Source organism: Bradyrhizobium sp. 2TAF36, assembly GCF_052114925.1.
Lineage (GTDB): Bacteria > Pseudomonadota > Alphaproteobacteria > Rhizobiales > Xanthobacteraceae > Bradyrhizobium > Bradyrhizobium barranii.
On sequence record NZ_JBFRFR010000033.1, the window covers coordinates 15,485 to 35,091 of the forward strand.

The 19,607-nt window shown below is 66.8% G+C and carries 17 protein-coding genes; 5 read left to right on the plus strand and 12 right to left on the minus strand.

Annotation, left to right across the window (positions count from 1 at the left end; all coding sequences use genetic code 11):
• Nucleotides 1-9 precede the first annotated feature (9 nt).
• From AB4Z51_RS20210 to AB4Z51_RS20230, 5 genes are read left to right on the plus strand one after another with little or no spacing between them, the layout of a single operon-like run.
• Entirely contained in the window at nucleotides 10-1,251 is a 1,242-nt protein-coding gene (locus tag AB4Z51_RS20210) for an ABC transporter substrate-binding protein (protein ID WP_441497821.1), read from the plus strand.
• Between the two features lie 10 nt (nucleotides 1,252-1,261).
• Nucleotides 1,262-2,137, plus strand: coding sequence for a branched-chain amino acid ABC transporter permease (locus AB4Z51_RS20215; protein ID WP_028152185.1), 876 nt, complete (start codon nucleotides 1,262-1,264; stop codon nucleotides 2,135-2,137).
• On the plus strand, nucleotides 2,134-3,132 hold the full coding sequence (locus AB4Z51_RS20220) for a branched-chain amino acid ABC transporter permease (RefSeq protein ID WP_135216078.1): 999 nt from the start codon (nucleotides 2,134-2,136) through the stop codon (nucleotides 3,130-3,132). The genes AB4Z51_RS20215 and AB4Z51_RS20220 overlap by 4 nt, the downstream gene beginning before the upstream one ends.
• Nucleotides 3,129-3,884, plus strand: a complete 756-nt coding sequence (locus AB4Z51_RS20225; RefSeq protein ID WP_135216077.1) for an ABC transporter ATP-binding protein — start codon at nucleotides 3,129-3,131, stop codon at nucleotides 3,882-3,884. Before AB4Z51_RS20220 ends, AB4Z51_RS20225 begins: the two co-directional genes overlap by 4 nt.
• On the plus strand, nucleotides 3,877-4,596 hold the full coding sequence (locus tag AB4Z51_RS20230; RefSeq protein WP_135216076.1) for an ABC transporter ATP-binding protein: 720 nt from the start codon (nucleotides 3,877-3,879) through the stop codon (nucleotides 4,594-4,596). Before AB4Z51_RS20225 ends, AB4Z51_RS20230 begins: the two co-directional genes overlap by 8 nt.
• 28 nt (nucleotides 4,597-4,624) lie before the next feature.
• Here AB4Z51_RS20230 and AB4Z51_RS20235 read toward each other — a convergent pair whose 3' ends face one another.
• Genes AB4Z51_RS20235 through AB4Z51_RS20290 form a run of 12 tightly spaced genes read right to left on the minus strand, consistent with a single transcriptional unit; the run spans nucleotide 4,625 to nucleotide 19,605 of the window.
• The gene (locus AB4Z51_RS20235; protein ID WP_354177883.1) at nucleotides 4,625-5,146 is read right to left on the minus strand and encodes a hypothetical protein; all 522 of its coding nucleotides are present in this window, start codon (nucleotides 5,144-5,146) and stop codon (nucleotides 4,625-4,627) included.
• 15 nt (nucleotides 5,147-5,161) lie between these two features.
• Nucleotides 5,162-8,344, minus strand: a complete 3,183-nt coding sequence (locus AB4Z51_RS20240) for a DUF6519 domain-containing protein (RefSeq protein ID WP_441497822.1) — start codon at nucleotides 8,342-8,344, stop codon at nucleotides 5,162-5,164.
• A 21-nt stretch (nucleotides 8,345-8,365) separates the two neighbouring features.
• Entirely contained in the window at nucleotides 8,366-10,495 is a 2,130-nt protein-coding gene (locus tag AB4Z51_RS20245) for a hypothetical protein (protein WP_441497823.1), read from the minus strand.
• Nucleotides 10,492-13,131 (minus strand): putative baseplate assembly protein, encoded by a 2,640-nt coding sequence (locus tag AB4Z51_RS20250; protein ID WP_441497824.1) that lies wholly within the window; start codon nucleotides 13,129-13,131, stop codon nucleotides 10,492-10,494. The genes AB4Z51_RS20245 and AB4Z51_RS20250 overlap by 4 nt, the downstream gene beginning before the upstream one ends.
• A complete protein-coding gene (locus tag AB4Z51_RS20255; RefSeq protein WP_441497825.1) occupies nucleotides 13,128-15,674 on the minus strand; it encodes a putative baseplate assembly protein in 2,547 nt (848 codons plus the stop codon). Before AB4Z51_RS20255 ends, AB4Z51_RS20250 begins: the two co-directional genes overlap by 4 nt.
• A complete protein-coding gene (locus tag AB4Z51_RS20260) occupies nucleotides 15,671-16,042 on the minus strand; it encodes a GPW/gp25 family protein (protein WP_063981950.1) in 372 nt (123 codons plus the stop codon). Before AB4Z51_RS20260 ends, AB4Z51_RS20255 begins: the two co-directional genes overlap by 4 nt.
• Nucleotides 16,043-16,054: 12 nt before the next feature.
• Nucleotides 16,055-16,369, minus strand: coding sequence for a hypothetical protein (locus AB4Z51_RS20265; protein ID WP_441497826.1), 315 nt, complete (start codon nucleotides 16,367-16,369; stop codon nucleotides 16,055-16,057).
• Between the two features lie 9 nt (nucleotides 16,370-16,378).
• Complete coding sequence (locus AB4Z51_RS20270) at nucleotides 16,379-16,891, minus strand: phage baseplate assembly protein V (RefSeq protein ID WP_063981952.1); 513 nt, start codon at nucleotides 16,889-16,891, stop codon at nucleotides 16,379-16,381.
• Nucleotides 16,888-18,018, minus strand: coding sequence for a hypothetical protein (locus AB4Z51_RS20275; RefSeq protein ID WP_063981953.1), 1,131 nt, complete (start codon nucleotides 18,016-18,018; stop codon nucleotides 16,888-16,890). Before AB4Z51_RS20275 ends, AB4Z51_RS20270 begins: the two co-directional genes overlap by 4 nt.
• Nucleotides 18,019-18,032: 14 nt before the next feature.
• A complete protein-coding gene (locus tag AB4Z51_RS20280) occupies nucleotides 18,033-18,383 on the minus strand; it encodes a hypothetical protein (protein ID WP_063986204.1) in 351 nt (116 codons plus the stop codon).
• Nucleotides 18,384-18,394: 11 nt separating this feature from the next.
• Nucleotides 18,395-19,060, minus strand: a complete 666-nt coding sequence (locus AB4Z51_RS20285; protein WP_063981954.1) for a hypothetical protein — start codon at nucleotides 19,058-19,060, stop codon at nucleotides 18,395-18,397.
• Entirely contained in the window at nucleotides 19,057-19,605 is a 549-nt protein-coding gene (locus AB4Z51_RS20290) for a hypothetical protein (protein WP_441497827.1), read from the minus strand. The genes AB4Z51_RS20285 and AB4Z51_RS20290 overlap by 4 nt, the downstream gene beginning before the upstream one ends.
• Nucleotides 19,606-19,607: the final 2 nt, after the last annotated feature.

Here is a 19,607-nt window from a genome sequence, read left to right on the forward strand (position 1 = left end):
GAGGAAATCATGCCCAAATCCGGTTCGACCTCGACAATATCCCGCCGCACCGCGCTCGCTGGCCTCTCCGCCGGCGCCGCCCTGCTCGCCATGCCGCGGCTCGGCCGCGCCGCGGACGAGACGATTCGCATCGGCTTCCCGACGCCGCTGACCGGTCCGTTCGCCGCTGAGGCGCGCGATCAGGTCAAATGCGCCGAGCTTGCCGTCAAGCTCGTCAACGACAAGGGCGGCATCGGCGGCCGCAAGGTCGAGCTCTTGGTGCGTGACGACAAGCTCAATGCCGGCGAGGCCGCGACCCGGACGCTGGAGCTGATCGAGAAGGACAAGGTCCACGCCGTGGTGGGCGCGCTTTCCAGCGCGGTGCAGCTCGCCGTCAACGAGGTCACCCGCGCCCGCGGCGTGATCTACGTGTCGATCAGCCAGTCCGACACGATCAACGAGGCCAAGGATTTCAGTAAGTATACGTTCCACGAGGCGCTGAACCCGCACATGACGACCGCTGCGGTGGCGCGGCAGACCCTGAAGAAGGGCATGAAGGTCGCCCATCTCGTGGCCGACTATGCGTATGGCCATGAGATGCTGCGCGGCTTCAAGCGCGCGCAGGCAGCGATCGGCGCGGACAATGTCGGCGAGATCCTGCACCCATTCGGAGCGGCCGACTATTCCACCTTCATGCCGCGCCTGATGTCGATGCGGCCGGACGTGCTCTGCATCTCCAATTTCGGCCGGGACCAGGCAAACGCGATCAAGCAGGCGGTGGATTTCGGTGTCAAGCAGCAGATGAAGATCGTCGTACCCGTCATCCTGCACAACCAGCGCCTCGCTGTCGGCCCCGACGTGTTTGAGGGCGTGGTCGGCGGGGCCAACTATTATTGGGGCCTGGAGTCGCAGAGCAAATCGGCGGCCGCTTTCAACGCGGCGTTCAAAGCTGCCAATGGCGGTGCGATCCCGACCGATTACGGCGCCTACGGCTATTCCGGCGTCGGTTCGCTGCTGGCAGCCATGCAGGTCGCCGGAGGCACCGACGCCGACAAGGTCATCGATGCCCTCGAGAAGTTGCAATACGACCTGACCAAGGGCCCGCAGCACTACCGCAAATGCGACCACCAGTCGGTGCAGTCGGTGCTGGTGCTGGAGTCCAAGAAGAAGTCCGCGATGGCGAACGACAACGATTTGTTTGCGATTCTCGCCAACGATTCGGGTTCCGACGATATGCTGCGCAGCTGCAGCGAGCTCGGCCACGCGACCTAAGCCATAGCAGATGGACCTGTCGCTGATCATCATGCAGCTTCTTTCCGGGATCGCCCTTGGGGCGGTCCTGGTGATCACTGCGCTTGGACTGACGATCGTATTCGGCATGCTCGGGGTGGTCAATTTCGCCCATGGCGCGCTGTTCATGATCGGGGCCTATGCGGGGCTGTATCTGGCATCGCTCACCGGAAGCTTCTGGTGGGGATTGCTGCTCGCTCCCATTTTGATCGGCGCGTTCGGCATGCTGATCGAGCTCGTCCTGATCCGCAGGCTCTATGGACGCTCGATCGACGATCCGCTGCTGCTCACCTTCGGCCTCAGCTACATCCTGGTCGAGGGCGTGCGCATCGTGTTCGGCAGCGACGGCATTCCGTTTCCGACCCCGCCGCAGCTCGTCGGCGTGCTCGATCTCGGCATCGGCTTCTTCCCGCGCTACCGCCTGTTCGTCATCGCACTGGTGGCGGTGGTGCTGCTGGTGCTCTGGCTGACGCTGGAGAAGACCCGCATCGGCCTCATTGTGCGCGCGGGCGCCCGCGATCCCACCATCATGCAGGTGCTCGGCGTCGATATCGGCCGGGTCTGGCTCGCGATTTTTGGCCTTGGCGTCGGACTTGCCGCGCTGGGCGGTGTGCTCGCGGGGCCCATGCGCAGCGTCAATCCGGAGATGGGCTCGCTGGTACTGGCGGAGGCCTTCGTCGTGACCGTGATCGGCGGGCTCGGCTCGATCGTCGGCGCGGTCGTCGCCGGCCTCATGGTCGGCATCTCCATCAGCCTGGTGGCGCTGTTCGCCCCTGAAATGGCGACCATCGTCATGTTCGCGCTGATGGCGATTGTGCTGCTGATCCGCCCGCAAGGCCTGTTCGGCGTGAGAGGGAGGACCGCGTGACGTCACCATCGAGCGGCGGAGCGGTCGCCAAGCCCTCGTCCAGCGGGCTTAGTTGGCTTCTCAAGCAGCGCGTGCTGCTGTCGATTGCGGTGCTGGCCGTGCTGCCCTGGCTGCTGCCGTCGCAGGCGCTGGCCGTCAACGTCCTGATCTACGGCGTCGTGGTGATGGGCTACAATCTGCTGTTCGGCTACACCGGGCTGCTGTCGTTCGGGCAGGCGGCGTTCTTCGGCGCGGGCGCCTACTTCACCGGCATTGCGATTGGCCGCTATGGCGTGCCCTGGTTCGCCGCGGTGCCGATCGCCGTCCTCCTGAGCACCGGCCTTGCCGCCGCAATTGGCATCGTCTCGACGCGCACCCGCGGCATCTATTTCTCCATGGTGACGCTGGCGCTGGCCCAGCTCGTCTATTACGTCGCGCTGCAGGCCTCGTCCTTCACGGGCGGCGAGAACGGCCTGCGCGGCTTCACCGTCGACCGCATCAGCCTGTTCGGCTTCCCCGTCAATTTCCTCGACCCCGTCAACAAATACTACGTTCTGATGGCCTTCGCGGCGCTCGCGATGTGGTTCCAGTCGCGGATCCTGAACTCGCCGTTCGGCGCCGTCATCGAGGCCATCCGCGAAAACGAGCAGCGGGCGCGGGCGTGCGGCTATGACGTCGAGCGCAGCAAGCTGATCGTGTTCATGCTGTCGGGCGCGATCTCCTCGCTTGGCGGCTGCATGCTGGCGCTGCACCTGTCGATCGTACCGCTCGACCTTTTGCACTACCAGACATCGGGCATGATCGTGATGATGGTGCTGCTCGGCGGCGCGCGCAGCTTCTTCGGGCCCTTCGTCGGGGCTGCGAGCTTCCTGATCCTGGAGGATGTCATCTCACTTTGGACGCCGCATTGGCAGATTTTCGTCGGCGCGATCTTCGTGCTGTTCGTGCTGTTCCTGCCCAAGGGGATCTGGGGAACGCTGCTCGACACGCTCGGCATCGGAAAGGCGCGGCCATGAGCGGCGAACTGCTTCGCGTCGAGGGGGTCGGCAAGCGTTTTGGCGGCTTCGTCGCGCTCGAAGACATTACCGTGTCCTTTGCGGCAGGACAGCTGACCTCGATCATCGGACCGAACGGCGCTGGCAAGAGCACCTTCTTCAACATCCTCTCCGGCGCGCTGGCCCCGACGTCGGGCACGCTGCACTTCAGGGGACGCGAGCTGAACGGCCTGCCGCAGCACCGCTTCGTGCATCAGGGCATCTCGCGCTCCTACCAGATCACGAACATCTTTCCGGACTTGTCCGTGCACGAGAATGTGCGCGTGGCAGCCCAGGCGCTGACCGTGAGCTACGACATCTGGCGCAACCGCGCCCGGCTGACGGAGCTGAACGCGCGCGCCGATGCGGCGCTTGAGGCGGTCGGACTGCTCGGCAAACGCGCTGAATTGGCAAAATTCCTCTCGCATGGCCAGCAGCGTGCGCTGGAGATCGCGATAGCGCTGGTCTCCGAGCCCGAGCTGCTCCTGCTCGACGAGCCCACCGCCGGCATGGGGCCGGAAGAGACCAAGGACATGGTCGCGCTGCTCGAACGGCTCGCGGAGAAGCGCACGGTGCTGCTGGTCGAGCACAAGATGAAGATGGTGCTCGGCCTGTCCAAGCGTGTCGTGGTGCTGCATCACGGCCGTCTGCTGGCGGACGGCGCGCCCGACGAGATCAGGAGCAACCCGGAAGTCCGACGGGTTTACCTCGGACAGAGTGAAGGCTATGGCTGAGACCGCGCTGCTCGAAATCGATGATCTCCACGCATGGTATGGCGCAAGCCATATCCTGCATGGCATTTCCCTGCACGTGAAGGAGGGCGAGGTGGTCGCTCTCGTCGGCCGCAACGGCGCCGGCAAGACCACGACGCTGCGGGCGATGATGGGTCTGATGCCGAAGGCGACCGGCCGCGTGCGCTTTGCGGGCAGGGAGCTGCTGCCGCTCCGCGCTCATCAGCGCTTCCATCTCGGTTTGGCCTATGTGCCCGAGGAACGCCGCATCGTTCCCGGGCTCTCCGTGCGCGAAAATCTCCGCCTCGGCCTGGTCGCGGCCGGAAGCGAGATCGAGGAGCGCGCCGCGATCGACGAGATCGCCGAAACCTTTCCGCGCCTGAAGGAACGCCTCGATCAGGACGGTGTCACGCTTTCGGGCGGCGAGCAACAGATGCTCGCGATCGCCCGCGCGCTGATCGCAAGGCCCAAGATGATCCTGCTCGACGAGCCCTCGGAAGGCATCATGCCCGTCCTGGTCGAGGAGATGGGCGTGCTGTTCCGCCGCCTGCGCGACGAGGGCAAGACACTGCTGCTGGTCGAGCAGAACGTCGAATGGGCCCTGCGGCTCGCCGACCGCGCGGTGATCATCGACCAGGGCGAGGTCGTGCATCAAAGCAGCGCCGCGGCGCTGCTGGCGGACAAGGACATCCAGGAGCGCTACTGCGCGGTATGACGGCTCCGGAGGGCCGCACGCCAGCAGGTCATCCAAGCAGCTTGCCGAGCTCGTTGAGCTTTGCGATCGCGGCCTTGCCGACCTCGGTGATGTTCTTTTCCGCGCGCGCTGCAAGCTCGCGATCGGCCTCGAAGCCTTTCCTGACGGCATTGACGCTTTCGCGGATCTGGCCGCCCACATTGGGGTCGCCGATCGCTTTCTTCACCGCGCCGTCGTCGAAGGCCTTGACGGTCTGCTCCTGATCCGCGAGCCGCGCGTTGCTGCCGGCTGCGGTCTCCTCGAGCGCGAGGCCGAGCGCCTCATCCAGGAGTTCGTGCAAGGCTGCGAGCGGACCCTCGGTGGCGGAGCTTGTGGTGCTGACCTTGAAGCCCGGCGTATCCGGCACGAACAGCACGGTGCCGCGCGCGAGTCTGTTCAGATCGGCATGCGGATTGGCCTCCTGCAAGGCTTTCAGCGCAGCCTCGCTGCGAACCTGGCTCAGATTGGCATGCAGCAGCTTCTCGCTGACAGCCTTGAGTTTCGTCTCGTCTCCAACGATGAAGGTGCGCATCGAAATCTCCGCGGATTAGCCGATCACGTTGAGTGGCGCCCACGGCGTGTTTGCAATGCCGCCGGGGATGATGATGTTGCTGGTCGTGATGTTGCCGATCACGGTCACTGCCCGCGCGCCGGTGAGGCGGATCGAGTTTTCGCCGCCGCGCACCCGGTTCGTGCTGATGATGGCGACCGCGCTCTCCAGCGAAACGGCGACGCTTCTGCTGCCGGATTCCACCCGGTTGTCGTTGAACAGGCATTCCTGGCCGGCCACGATCAGAACGGCGGGGGCTGGCCCGCGCGCGGACAGCATGTTGCCGATGATGCCGGCGCGCGCGCCCTCGGTGTCGTTGGCGGCAAGGCTTGCCCTGACGAACGCATAGTCGGCGCCAAGCGCGAGGATCCGCCCGTCGCCGAGCCGGATCGCGACCTTGTCGCCGGCCTGTCCGAACGGCACCTTCGGATTGACCTCCGCCGTGGTGAGCGCGAACCAGTTGCCGTCCGAATTGTCCACGCCCGGCGTGAGGTCGCGCTGCACGCTGTTGTGATTGACCTCGATCTGGGTCTGCGGCGCGCGCAGCATGATGCCGGCGCTGGTGCCGACAAACCCCTTGGCGGGCGCGACCTCGACGATCTCGTTGCCGCTCACGCGCGGGCGGTTGACGCCGAAGGTGACGACGCCGGCGCGCAGTGCCGACTTGACCGCCGTCAGGCCGATCGCGCGAACCAGATTGCCCGCAATCGTCGCGCTGTCGGCGCGTATCACCTCGATGCCGACCACGGTGCCGTTCTCGCTCTCGGAGACCGGTTCGATGTTGCGGATGCGGTTGTTCTCGATCGAGACGGCTGCGGCGTCGGTCGCGCCGCCGAGCATGATCCCGGCGCCGCAGGCGTCGATCGCGTTGAGCTTGATGATCAGGTCCTGTGCTCCGGCAATCACCTTGATCCCGGCCGTGCCGAAGCCGTGGATCTGGTTGGCGAGGATATGCGCGGTGGCGGTGCTGCGGCGGTCGAGCCCGGGGATCAGCCCGATGCCGACGTGATCGCCGGGCGACCAGTTGCGCAGCTGGTTGCGCTCGATCCACAGCCCCGCCGCGGCGCAGGCGATGCCGTTGGCCGTGACGTTACAACTGTTGCCGTCGATCGCCAGCGCGGCGCCGGGAAGCGCAAGGCCCTGCGCGGCGATAGCAGTGTCGGTGCAGCCGATGATCTCGTTGTGCGCGATCCGCGTGGCGAGCAGATGCAGCACCTCGTCGGCGAAGGCGATCGCGCCGCGCTGGCACAAGAGGACGTTCTCCTCGATGGTCACCGCGGCCGTCAGCAGGAAGCCGGCACCGTTCTCCACGCCTTTGAGCGCGCCGCCCGCAATCCCAACCGGCGCGAAGATCGCGTTCTCGGCGAGCTTCGCACCGCCAACCACACCGCGCAGCACCACCGCGGGGAGCTGTGCATTCTCGGTGCCGAGTGCCGCGATGGCGAGACGGGTCAGGCCGAGGCCGATGCAGGTCGAGACGTCGATGGTGGGATCGCGTGCGAGCGAAAGGATCGCGAGGTCCTCGATTGCGATCGCAAAAGAGTCCTGGATGGCGAAGGCGCCGGTCGGCGCCACCAGCAGCGTCGCCGGGCCCTTGCCGGCGATGCGGACCGATTTCGCCTGGTTGATCGCCACGGCCTCTTTGAGCACGTAGCGGCCGGGGCCGAGGCAGATGGTGCCGCCGGTCTCGCGCACCTTGTTGACGGCGTCCTGAATGGTGAAGCTGCCGCTCTCGTGCTGCTCGACGGTGACGCAGGCCGTGCAGGCACAGTCGTGGCCTTCGCCTTTCGGCGGCCACGGGTGGCGGCAGTCGGTGACGCTCTTGGCGTCGACGTCCCAGATGCCGAGCCGTGCATAATGGTGATGGATGCCGCGCGGCGGAGCGCGGTCGAGCAACTCGACGCTGGCATCCGCCGTGCGCGCGGCGAAGGCCCACCAGTCGCCGGCACGACAGCCCGCAGCCCCGGTCGAATCGAAGCTCACGGTGACGCCGTCCTCGAGCAGGACTGTCGTGCCCGCGGCGGGCACCTTGATCACGCCGGTCGATCCGGCGGCATCGAGATCGCCGATCTGCACCGGCGTGCCGCTGGCATCGGTCCGGAACACCTTTCCCTTCTGATCCCAGCGGCGCACCCGCAAATTGGTCTGCTTCGGCCAATCGCTGTTGGGGAATCCCGGCGGCAGCATCAGGGCCGGCAGTGCCGGTGTGAAGCTGATGCGGCGGGTCGCCTCGGTGACGGTGATGCGGCGCATCTCGCCGGCCTTCTGCGAGAGCTCCCTGGCGTCGTCGATGATCTCGACCCAGTCGCCGGTGTTGAAACGCAGCACGTCGTCGCGCCCGAGGCTGTCGAGCTCGAGTTCGGTCGCCGAGATCATGCTGGCGACGCGCGAGCCGACGCTGGCATTTTCGCGCGACCATTTGAAGGTCGCCGTGCCGCCGGGCTGGCCGGGGTCGTGGATCTCGACCCGGTAGAGCTGGTTCTCGAGGCCGCGGAAGCCGCCGGTCGGCGGCAGCTCGCAGGGGTCGGTCACCGGAGCTGCGTCGAACGTGCCTGTCGTGAGCACGCCGGTCGATGGCGCGATCACTGTGCTCCAACCCGGCATGTCGTCGTCGGGCGTCGCGCAGCTGGTGTTGGCGCCGGCATCGGTGTCGAGCACACGCACCTGCCACGCCGTCTGGAGCCGCGAGCTGGTCTCGACGCCGACGGCGATCTCGACCAGTTCCGGCCGCTCGAGCCAGGTCAGCTCGCGCTCCCAGACGTCGAGATAGACGAGATGGCGACCGGCCGTCGGCAGCGGCGGCCGCACCGCATCCGGCAGATAGGGCTGGGTCTCATAGGTCAGCTTGTCGGTGAAAACAGTCTCGGCCATGAGTTCGTCGAACAGGCGCTTGTCGGGATCGGCAAGGCCGTGGTTCTCCGCGAGCAGACCGTCGACATAGAGCCGCCCCTTGCCGATCTCGAGCGTATTGCCGGCAACGCCGAGCTTGAATGCATCCGGGGTCGTCGAGGACACCGTATCGCGGTCGAGAATGTCGCTGGCGAGTGCACGCAGCCYGCGATCTAGGATCGCCATCAGCTCGTTGGCGTCGCCGTCCAGCAGCACCGCGCCCTGTTTCAGCTCCACGCCGGCGAAGTCGAGCAGCGGGTCGAGACGAACGCGTGAGAAGTCGGCACCCATGATAGCCTCCGATGCACTCGGTCAACTCGCGAAGAACAGGCCCGCGTGCAGCCCGAAACGTAGATATTCATCGAGCCGCAGCCTGAGATTGGCCTCGCGCTGCGGCTGGAATAATGCGTTGAGAACGCCGATCTCGCTGTCATTGTCGCCGCCGGCGCGGATCGCAGGACTGGTGGCGCGGCGCAGCTGCCCGTAACCGGGATCGCCATAGCGCAGCGAGGTGAACAGCGGCAGCGCCGTGGCCGCCGTGTCATTCGGCACGCAATGGAAGCGCCGCGGCGTGATCGAACCCGCGGGCACGTAACAGAAGCGGACGCAACCTTCCTGGCGGCGCTGGACCAGCAGCGGCGCGATCCACTTTTCCGCGGGCTTTGGACCAAGCTCTGCGAAGAAGATGGTGTTGGAGGCGAGCTTCAACAGTTTCGTGTGAACCTTGCCGATGACGGTGCATTGGGCGACCGTCAGTTCGGCGCCGGGGCTGCCCGCGGCATCGGCGGCAAAGGCGACGTTCGCCGGCGCGCCGGCATCGATGATGCAGTCGGTCAGCGTCACCTCGGCATCAGTGACGGCGCGGATCGGGCCGACGATGCAGCGCTCCAATGTCACTTTGGCGAAGGGATGCTCGATGATCAGGCTCGGCTCGCCCGGCGAGGTCGGACGGCCGTCCCCATTCAGGGTAAGTCCGGGCACCAGCGTGCAATCGCGCAGCAGCAGCTCCCGCGGCTCGACATCGGCAAAGGCCGCCAGCCGCAACGCGCCGCCCGATATCACGAGCCCGTCGAGCGTGAGGCGACCGCGCGCGCCGATGTCGAGCGTGATCTCGCCGCCCGCCGCCAGCAGCGGGCGGGTCTGGTCATGCGCGGCGACCACGACATGGTGCGGCGTGGCATCGCCGATCACGTCGTCGACCACAAAGGTCGGCGTCTCCTTGTAGGTCAGGCTGTCGCCGATGATGAGGCGGCCACCGGTCCTGATCAGGTTGAGCTTGGCCTGCCACGCGCCTCCAGCACCGACGGTCTGCTCGTTGCCGATATCGCCCGACCCGGGCACGCGCGGATATTCGCCGCCGCCGATCTGCCGCGCAGTGCCGTAGTGGAATGTCGCAAGCAGCGGTCCGTCGGCGGGATCGCCGAGGAGCACGCGGCCGCGTTCGGGATCGAAGCCGATCGTGCCGGCCGTCACCTGCGCCTCATGGGCCCAGCCGATCACATTGCCGCCGCCATCGAGAATGTCGCGGAGATCGCAGACCCGCACCTTGGCCGTCGACACCGGCATCGGCGGGGTGCCCGGCGTGAAAAACACCAGGCTCTCGCCGGCGCCATAATCGTCCTCGCGCCGTGCGTCCGGCTGTGCGGTTGCCTGTGCGGCGCGCACCGCCATTGCCATCAGCCGCACCGACAGCGGCTCCGGCGCATTGATCGGCTCGGCGAGATGGGAGACGTCGGACTCGGCCTGAGCGAATCGAAACAGCCGCATGTCCGCGCCGAGCGGGTTGAGACGGAATTTCCGGCCGGTCGCGTCGCCGGCATCAGGCGTCAGCGGCACCGCCGTGAGCGACAGCGACAACAGCCGCCACAGGACGATGCCGATGTTGGGGATGTTGTAGCGGCCGGCGCCCGTTTCCGGCCGCCGCATCTCGGCGGTGTGCGCGATGCTGTTGAAGGCGCCGTCGCGCCGGAACAGTGCCGCCGTGTCGCGCAGATTGCAGGTCGCGGGCGCATGCAGGCGGATGTGCTTCATGTATTGCGTGGTGGCGAGCTGCTCGAAAAATTCGACCGCATGTGCCGGCCAGCCGGTGACGTCCTGCGCGAGCTCCTCCAGCATCAGCGCGGTGCCCTTGCGGCGGCGAAAGGCGATGGTGTCGGCGACTTCGGCACGCGGCGAGGTCAGCTCGGTGCCGAGCCCGCGCAGCGGCCGGTAGCCGATGAGGTCGCCGATATAGGGCGTCACCCACTCGGCGCAGGTTTCGATGAACTGGTCGTCGTAGAGCTGGTCGACGGACTCTTCCAGCGTGGCGAACTCGCGCGCAAATGCCGCCAATAGAGCCTGGAGCGGACCGGCCTTTGCGGGATCGCCCGCAAGCGCGGCGTCGCGCAACCGGTGCAGCGTCGGCAGCAGGCTGTAGAGCCGTTCTGGGGTGAGGCTGTTCATGCCATCTCCTCCAGGAGGTCGAATGGCGCCGGGTTCAATGTCAGGAGTTCGCTCGGTCTCGCCACGCCCTGGTCGACGTGCATCCGCGAGGCGAGCAGGCGGACCTGGCGCGAGGGAATGATCTGCGCGAAGGGCGCCGTGCCGCCATAGAGCTGGACGAGGTCGACAGCAATGACGCCGGGCACCGATTGTGCCGCCGCGATCACGTCGGATTGCTGCACCGGCTGGCCGAGCTCACGCGCGTCGAAGGTGAAGTGCGCGCGCAGCGCCGCCTCAACGGCGGTGAGTACGGCCTTGGCGTCGAAATCGGGATCGCGTTTGACCTTCAATCCGATCCGGAAGGTGCTGGCCTGGTAGGGCAGCAGCATGACGGCGACATGCGGATCGCCGCCCGCCTTCAGCGCAGCGAGCAAATTGGTCCATACCGGGCTTGTCGAATTGACGGGAGCGCCGGGTGGCCCCGCGATCGTGATGGCGATGGTCTTTCCGCGCGGCAGTTGCAACACCTGCGCCTGCGCCTTGGCGATGCCGGTGAAGGCGCGGGCAAAATCCTCATAGTCAAGGACGGACACGACGCGGCCGAGCGTGCGGGCGCCGAGCGGCATGCTGCGTCGCGCCGCGTCCGCCGGCTCCGGATCGTTGCCGCCTTCGGCCGCAAACGGGTTGCTCACGCCCTTGAGGCCGAGCGGGCGCGACAGCAGTTGGCTCAGCGTCTCGGCGCGAACATTGCCGGCGACACCGATGCCCTTGCGGTAGGTGGCGCGGATGTTGTTGAGCCCGCTCGGCAGCCGCGCGCCGCTGACGCCATCGCCGAACTTCACGAGATTGCGCCCTTGCTCGTCGATATCAAGCGCGAAGACGCGATCGGTGGCAGCCGCGCCGTACAGCGTCGCGCGCTCGTGCCATGCGATCTCACCGACGCGCAACGTCAATTCGCTCGCGGCACCGCTCTCATTGGCGGCGGCGCGATAGGTCAGGGGAACCTGCTTCAGCTCGAATTGCTGGAACGGCTGGGCTGCATCGCCCGAGCCGAGGATTTGAGTCACCGTCTCGCCATGCGAAGCCGGCACCACATTGCCATGAACCACGATGCTGCCGCGGTCGAGGCTGCCGGCGAGCGGCGGATCGATCTGAAGCATGCAGCGGCCGGCATCGACAGCCTGGGCGGTCACGAGGTTGGCCTGCACGACAACAGCCTGGCCGTCGGAGACGCGATTGCCGCGTACGATCAGCCGTCGCCCTGCGACGAGGCCATCGGCACTGACGGCTGCAGGGATGCTGCTGCCGGTCGCGGCATCATCGACGGCGTAGGGCGCAAGCGCGAGCTGCTCGGACTGCACGAAGGCCGTGATGCGACGAACTTGGTCCTGATAGCGGTCGTAATGGGAGCCACGCAATTGCAGCCGCGTGACCTTGCCGGCCAGCGCGAACTCCGCGCGCGACGTCTCGTTCGCATCGGCGACCTGGTAGACGTCGAGATGCGGGCCAAGATCGAGGATGACATCCGACTTGCCGAAGGCCTTGATGATGACCTGGATGAAGCCCTTGGCTGCCATCGAAAGCACGACGTAACCGCCGGCGCGGACCTCGGAATAGACCGTATCGAGATCAATGAAACCGCCGCCCTGGGCCGAGCCCATCGGCGAGATCGTGTAGTCGGGCCACTCCGGCGCGTCACTCCCGCTCGGATAGTTGTTGCGAAAGTCCGTCGACATCGACTTCCACATCGGCGCGTTGTGGCCGAAGGGTGCTGCCCGCTTGCGCAGCGCATAGACCTTCGAATTTTGCGCGGCCGTGACCCCGGAGAGGCCGGCTTGCCAGGTGATCTTGGTGCGATCGAAATCCGATTGCAGTTCGACACTGTCGATGAAGCGGAAATCGCAGTTGCTGTCGTTCGTACCGGGATTGAAAGCATCGCCGACGATCAGCAGGGCATCACCCGGCTTCAGATTGTTGCGCTGGCCGGCGAGGTACATGACCGTGTCGCCTTTGTCCGGCCGGCGTGTCTCCGCCAGCCACGGCCGGATCGCATTCCAGGCCGGCCGTGCGGCGTCCAGTCGCTCGACCGTTTCGAAGGTCTGCGGCTTCTCGTCCGGCCCCGGTACGCTCTGCACTTTCGTGCCGATCTCGATCGACACTTGAGCGGGCACGCCGGTGACGAAGCTGCCCGGCTCGGGCGACAGTTTTGGCGGCGGCGCGGGCGGCGTTTCCAACGTGAAGGCAAGCCATGTCTCGGCGGCGACGCCGGGCCGCAGGCGGTAGCCGATCAGCCGGCCCATCTCCTGGAGCGACACGCGCTCCAGCGCGGTGCGAAGATAGGATTCGTTGGCGATGCGCTCTTGGTAGAAGGTGAGCACGTCGGCAGCGCAGGCGAATGCATCGATCAGGCCGATGGTGAAATCGTCATCGGCGCGGCTTTGCAGCTTGCCGAGCGGCGCGAACGCGGCAGAGGACAGCGCGGCGTGCAGGCTGTCGCGGAACTGGGCGTGGTCGCCGACGCGGTAGGCGATGGCGGAGAGGCCGTAGCGGTTCGAGATGCCTTGCGGCGTCTCGGCTTCAATGCCGGCGCAGCAGCCGCAGCTCTCGCTGCCGGCAGGCAGGGCATGAGGCTTGACGGTTGGAACCGGTAGCGTCATTTGCCGCCTCCCGCCTCAATGATGAGCCGGCCGCGCTCGCGGAAGCTCGGATTATTGGCGAGCTGCGCGATCTCGAGGCTTCCGATCGGGATCACCTCGTCATCCAGCGAGGTCGCGATCGGCGAGATCAGCCGCTGGAATTTTTCCGCCTGCACCGCCTCGACACCCTCGACCGCTTGTGCGGCCGCGATGATGCGGCTGAGATAGACGGGATCGCCGAAGGTGAAATTGTCGGGATGGAACAGGCCGAGCGTGCCATCGGGCAGCACCGCGCTCGACAGCACCGTCCGCACGGCCTGCGCGACATCGGCGCGGAAATAGTCCGGCTTGACGCAGACATGCAGTGTGACGTCGAGCGGCACATAGCGCGGCGGTCGTACGTCGAGGTCGTAGCCGGCCATCCTGAACCGCTCGAGATGGTTGCGCAGTTGCGTAGCGAAGGGCGCGTCGACTACGCCGCCGCCGAAGCGGTCGGGCGTCACGAACACGGTGTGCCAGCTTCCGGTCCAGCGGAACGTTGCGGCCGCGCGCTGCACGTCGGCGCGTCGTTCACTGGCGGCGGCGTAATCGGCCGCCGTCACCGCGCGCTCCTGGGTACGGAACGCCTGTGGGGCATCTCGGCGGGCGGCTTCGATGTCCTCGGGCTCGACGCCGCCGGATGCGGGAAGCGGATTGCGTACAGCCGCGAACACGCCGTCCGTGGTGCTGACGATGTGGGCGATGGCTTCGGCGCCGACATTTCCGGATGTGCCGTTGCCGATCCGGTAGGTCGCCGTGAATGCGGTGTCTTCGGCCGGGCGCTTGCCGAGCAGGCCGTCACCGAACCGCAGCAGGGCGTGGCCGTGGTTGTCGATCTCGACCACGACATGCGGCGCATTGCCGGCGCTGTCGATCAGATCGCGCCGCGGCAGCCAGTGCTCGGTGATGCCGGCGACTTGTCCCGTGAGATCGACGATGGCAGGCGTGGCGTCGCGCGGCGACAAGAGCGAAAATGCGCTGGCCGCCCACCACGGCTTGTCGTTGCTGACGGGAACGGCGAGCAGCGCGCGGAGATCGAAGGATTGCGTCAACGGGCTGTTTGCCAGCACCGGGCGGAAGCGCGGCGGCAGCATGACGTCCGGGGACGAGGTGCAGCAATTGCCCGGCGCGCGCGAAGCCTGCTTCAAGCTGGCGCGCGGCATCACGCCGAGCTGTTCGGGCGGCAGCGTGCGGCCGTGATCGACGAGCACGATATTGCCGCGCGCAACACTGATCGCGAGCTCGGGGCGGTCCTCCACCGTCAGGCAAAGCGGGAAGGGCAGCGCGTCGGCCTCGCTCCAGGCGATCTCGGTGACGTCGACCAGGCCGTCGACCGGAGGCTCGTCGAACAGCCCGCCCGACGGATCGCTCGTAAGCGTCCTCTCGGTCAGCCGCACCGCCCAGCGATGGCCGGGATCGGCATCTGCGGCAGACAACGTCGTTGGGCTGATCACCTCCTCGAAGATCAGGATATCGCCGATGGCGAGCGTATCAATGTGGCCGCGCAACGTCGCACGCGTGGTGCCGCGGGGCAGGCAGCATCCGTTGTTGCCCCAGGCATAGAACGTGAGGTTGTTCTGTTGCTGGTCCAACTCGGCTGGCGCGACCGTTTCGAACACCTCGGCGCCACCGTCGATCGCGTCGTTCAATTCGCGCGAGCCCGGCGTCAGCACCGCGCCGAGGCCCGGCACGCGGGTGAGCAACTGCGTCCCCTTGGGCAGCGCGATCTTCTGCCCATTGACGTCGAAATGCACGAAGGCGCGGGCGTTGCAGCCCTCGTGCAAATGATAGTCGACCAGCCTCGCATGCCGCCGGACCGAGATGCGCTGCCGCGCGGTGGCGAGATAGGCTTCGTTGGCGACCGCATCTTGGCGATAGGCGAGGTTGTCGGCGGCATAGGCGAGCAGCTCGACCAGGGTCACGCCGAGATCCGCCGCCGAACGCTCCTGCCAGCCGGGCACCAGCAGGCTCAGCCTGTCAAGCATTAGCCGGCGAAAACCCTGATAGTCGCGCGCGAGATAGTCGATCTCCGGCCTCAAGCGCGGCACGGGCGGGCACGGCGCGGTGCCTGCGCAGTCATAATCCGAGGGGCATTCGACCTTGAAGGTGAAGTCGATCGCCGACAGCTTCGGATCGAACCCGGCCGGCGGCAGGGCCGAGCCGGAATTGGCGAAGATGCCGAAATTGTAGATCGAATAATCCCCGCTGCTGTCGGTCCGGACGACCAGCGTGCGGGCGAGATCGTCGACGGTGTCGACCAGGCCGGGCTCGGCCTCGGCCGGCAGCGCGTCGGCCGGCGCGCACCAGACCACGCCGACGGTCGCGATCCGCTCGCCGCCGGTGATGCGCAGATTGTCCGGCGAGAGCGTGAAGCCGGAATGCAGCAGCCGCACCAGCAGGGTCTGTTGCCGTGGCGCGCCGGGCGGAGAAGCGAGGTCGAGCACCTCGATGAATGCGATGGCGTTGGCGCTGCCCTTGGCCTCGAGCACCTCGAGCCGGCGCGGGTCGCAGCAACGTTGCTTCATGCCGCGCCTCCCGGAACCGCAAAGCTTGCGACGTGGCTGGTGCGGTCGGCCAGCACCACGTAGCGGATCTCGACCCGCAGCACCGCATCGTCATTGATCACCTCGACCGAGGTGACGGCGATCAGATGCGACAGGTGCTGATGCAGCGCGGCCTGGGCCAGCATCTGCGTGGTCGCGGCGAGCGTCACCGAATTGGGCTCGAACACCAGCGCCAGGAGTCCCGCGCCGAAATCCGGCCGCATCACCCGCTCGCCCTGCATCGTGAACAGCACCTGCTCGATCAGGTCGCGGATGTGATCGGGACGGCCGGTCGTGGCCGTGCGGCCCTGGTCGTCGAAATGATAGGGGAAATCGAGTTCGCTGCTCACGCCGTCCTCCCCTCAGGTTGCCAGCACGCGCCTCTGCGCCACGACGGGCAGCATCGGGGTGCCCGTCGGCGTGCAGACGGATTGCCCCATCATGGTCGCGGCCGGTGCGCCGCCGATCATCACCCGTGCGGCGCCCACTACCATCTGCGCCGTGACGCAAGGCGGCGCCGAGCCGGTGAGCGAGCAGGCCGCGATCGCATAGGGGCTGGTGAGATTGACCGCGGGCTGGCCCGACAGCATCACGCGCGGGAACGGCGCGATCGGCGTCGCCTGTCCGGCATGGCTGCACAATACCGTGGCGCCGAGATGCAAGACGGGAGCGGGCATGTGCGTCTCCTAGATCACGGTGAGCGCGCCGAGATTCACGTCGACGGTCGGTCCGGTCATGGTGATGACCGCGCCTTTGCCGTTGGAAATGGTGATGCCGACGTCGCTGACCGAGATCATCGCGCCCGTCGTGGTCTGCATCAGGATGCCGCCGGTCGGGCCCGGCACGTCGCTGATGGTGAGACCGTTCTTCAAGGGGGTTTGCAGGGTGATGCCGGGGACGCCGGGTGGCACTGCGTGCGCCAGTACCGGCACCTCCGCGGCACTGCCCCAGTAGCACCCGACCCAGATCGGATAGTCGGGGTCGCCGCGCTCGAACTCGATCCAGACCCCGGCGCCGATGATCGGCACCGTGAAGAAACCGGCATTGATGCCTGCGGTCGGCACGCAAGGCATCGCCCAGCTCGTCGGTATCACGGCGCCGACGTCGGGCACCATCACCTGGATCCGGCCGATCTGAAGCGGATCGATATTGTTGATCACCACCGCGCGATACTTTCCGAAAAGTGGCGCATCGCTCATGTCGGCACCTGCGGAACGGTCGAGATCAGCGCGTTGCGTGCGAGCGAGAATGATTGCTTGTAGGAGCCGCGCTCGATCTCGTGGGTGACGTTCTTGACGTAATAGAGCCCGTCGAACGGGAGGCCTGCGCCGCGCACGCCAACCAGTTGCCGCGACTTCAGAACGCGGCCATATCTGGCGACGTCGAGCTTGCCGCTCCCGAACACGCTGTCGCTGTGCTGGCTGGCGTAAGCGAGCCCCGCCATCAGCGCCTGCGGCGCGGACAGATGCGCGGTGTTGGAGAGCTTCTCGATCTTCGGCGGCAGCGGCGGCACCACGCCGAGCGGCGGGCTCATCGGCGTGATGTCGGGGATCGGCACCGGGATCGGCGCCTTGCTGTTGGCCTCCTGGAAGAACACGATCGGCATGACCTTGCGTTCCTTGTCGAAGTTGAACGAGATTTCCTCGACATTGGTGAGCGCGTCCATGTTGGTGGTGAGTGCCGGCTGCGGCGCGCCAAAGCGGATTTCCGGTCCCCAATAGGCCTTGGAGGCACCGGGCGCGGGACCGGCTTCGAGATAGAAGACGTAGCCGGCTTCACCCGCGAGCTTCTTGACGTAGGCGTAGTCGCTGCCCTTCTGCTGCGGGATCTGCTGGACCGGGATCGGCGGGATATCGAGCACGCTCGGGATCACCATCGGGATCACGCCGAGTGCTGCGTATTTGGCAAGGATGGCCAGCACGCGCACCGAGGGCGGCATCGCCGGGAAGGGCAGGCCCGGCAGCTCGATGATGTCCATCAGCGCCGACATGTCCTTGCCCTTGATCACCAGCTTGCCGACGCCGCCGCTGCCCGGCTGTGTCTCGACATTGGTGACCATGCCGTCGATGACGGACTCGGCCATGCCGTTGATGGTGACGATCAGCACCACGCGCAGCAGCGGCGGCAGCGCGCCGCCGCCGGCAAGCAGGAAGATGGTGCGCAGCGGCGAGCGCACCGGCAGGTCGAAAGTCAGCTCGAATCCGCTCTGCGCATCGCCCGATCCGATCTCGATCTTGGCATGGGTCAGCGTCTCCAGCACCTCGCGCGGCGCCGGCACCGGCGCCGGGCCGATCTGGAGCGAGAGCTGGACGCCACCCTGCATCATCGGGAATCGTCTCCCTAAAGCCCGTTCGGGCGCGGGATCTGCACGCGCTCACCGGGCGTGTCGGTGAGTTCGAGCGGATCGGTCACGACATTGGCGTCGGCGATCCGCCAATACAGTTCAGGGTCGCCAAGCGTTGCGGAGGCGAGCGTGTCGGGCCGGGCGCCGGCATTGACGATGTGTTCGCCGGCGATGCCGATGTCGCGCCCCTGGGGGATGAAGCGGCGCAGCACATAGGCGACACCGGGATCGTCGGCGCTGCGCTTGAGCCGTCCGATCGCGGTGCCGTGATAGCGGCTGTTCGGCGGAAAACTATTGTCCGGAAACGCGCCGGCATCGATCAGCATCTGGACGGGATCCGAGGACATCATGTGCTCCGTCAGGGCAGGCTGGAAAGACCAAGCGAGGCCAGTGAGGCGCTCCCGGTCAGGCCGGCAAGCGTCTCGCGATTGCGCAGGTAATTGAGGAAGATGGTGCCGCCACGATGCGAGAAGCCGAGATCGTCGGTGCTCATCACATGCAGCCCGAGCGAGACCTTTGCGCGGATCGGATTGAGCGCGGGATCGAACGCTTCCTCGACGATGGAGAACTCGGCGACGCGCACCGGCGCGACCCGGTTCTTGCTCCAGACGAACAGAGTGAGCGGCGCCTCCGGCGGCAGGATCTCGAGCGTGCCGCCATCGGCCTGGCTTGCGATGCCGAGCAGATCGTCGACGCTCGGATTGACGAGCGCCTCGAGCACCGCGAGCTGCGGCGCGATGCCGAAGGCGACCGCATTGGCGTGCGCGTCGGGATCGGCGAGCTGGTCGGTGGCGTCGATCTCGGCGTCGAGCTTGATGGTCTCGATCGCGGGCCCTTTCAGCCGGAACGGTTGCGCCCGCCCGCCGGCCGAGCCGTCGCCGCCGGTGCCCTGCACCTGGTAGCTGCGGCTCAGCGTGTCCGGATTGTACTGGAGCGCGATCTGCCGTCGCACCGTGCCGCCGCCCGGCGCCAGCACCACGAGGCCGCCCTTGATCAGTTTTGGGGACGAGGTGAGGCCGGTCATGGCAGGCGATCCCCCGATGGGCCGCGCGACGGTGGCAGCCGTTTCATCTGAAGGTCGAGCCGCAAGTCGCGCTSATAGCGTTCAAGACTGCCCGGTGCGAACGCGGCAATCCGGAGCGTCGTATCGACGGCGCGGTTGACGTAGAGCGTCAGGCCCCGCTGCGCGTACACGTATTCATTGGCTTCGACCTCGAACGTCCCCTGGAACGAATTGAGCCTTGTCTCCGGCTCGCCGAGTGCGTCGAGCAACGACGGCAGCGGCTCGACGAGGACGACGTCGGTCGCATCGATCAGCACCACCGTGCCGTCGTTTGCCCATACCCGCGCGCCTCGCGCGAAGCCTGCGGCCGCGGCGTTGAACCAGTCGGTCCGGTGCCTGGCGCTGCCGAGCGCGCCCTGTCCATGCCAGGAGCGGTCGAGATCGAACACGGCTGCGACGTCGTCGAGGGAGGTCGGGTGCGCGAGGCCTGCGAACGAACGCAGGTCGCGGCCGGCGAGCAGCCGCAGCGGTGACAGAGCGAGATCCGACGGGCGCGCGGCTTGCATCG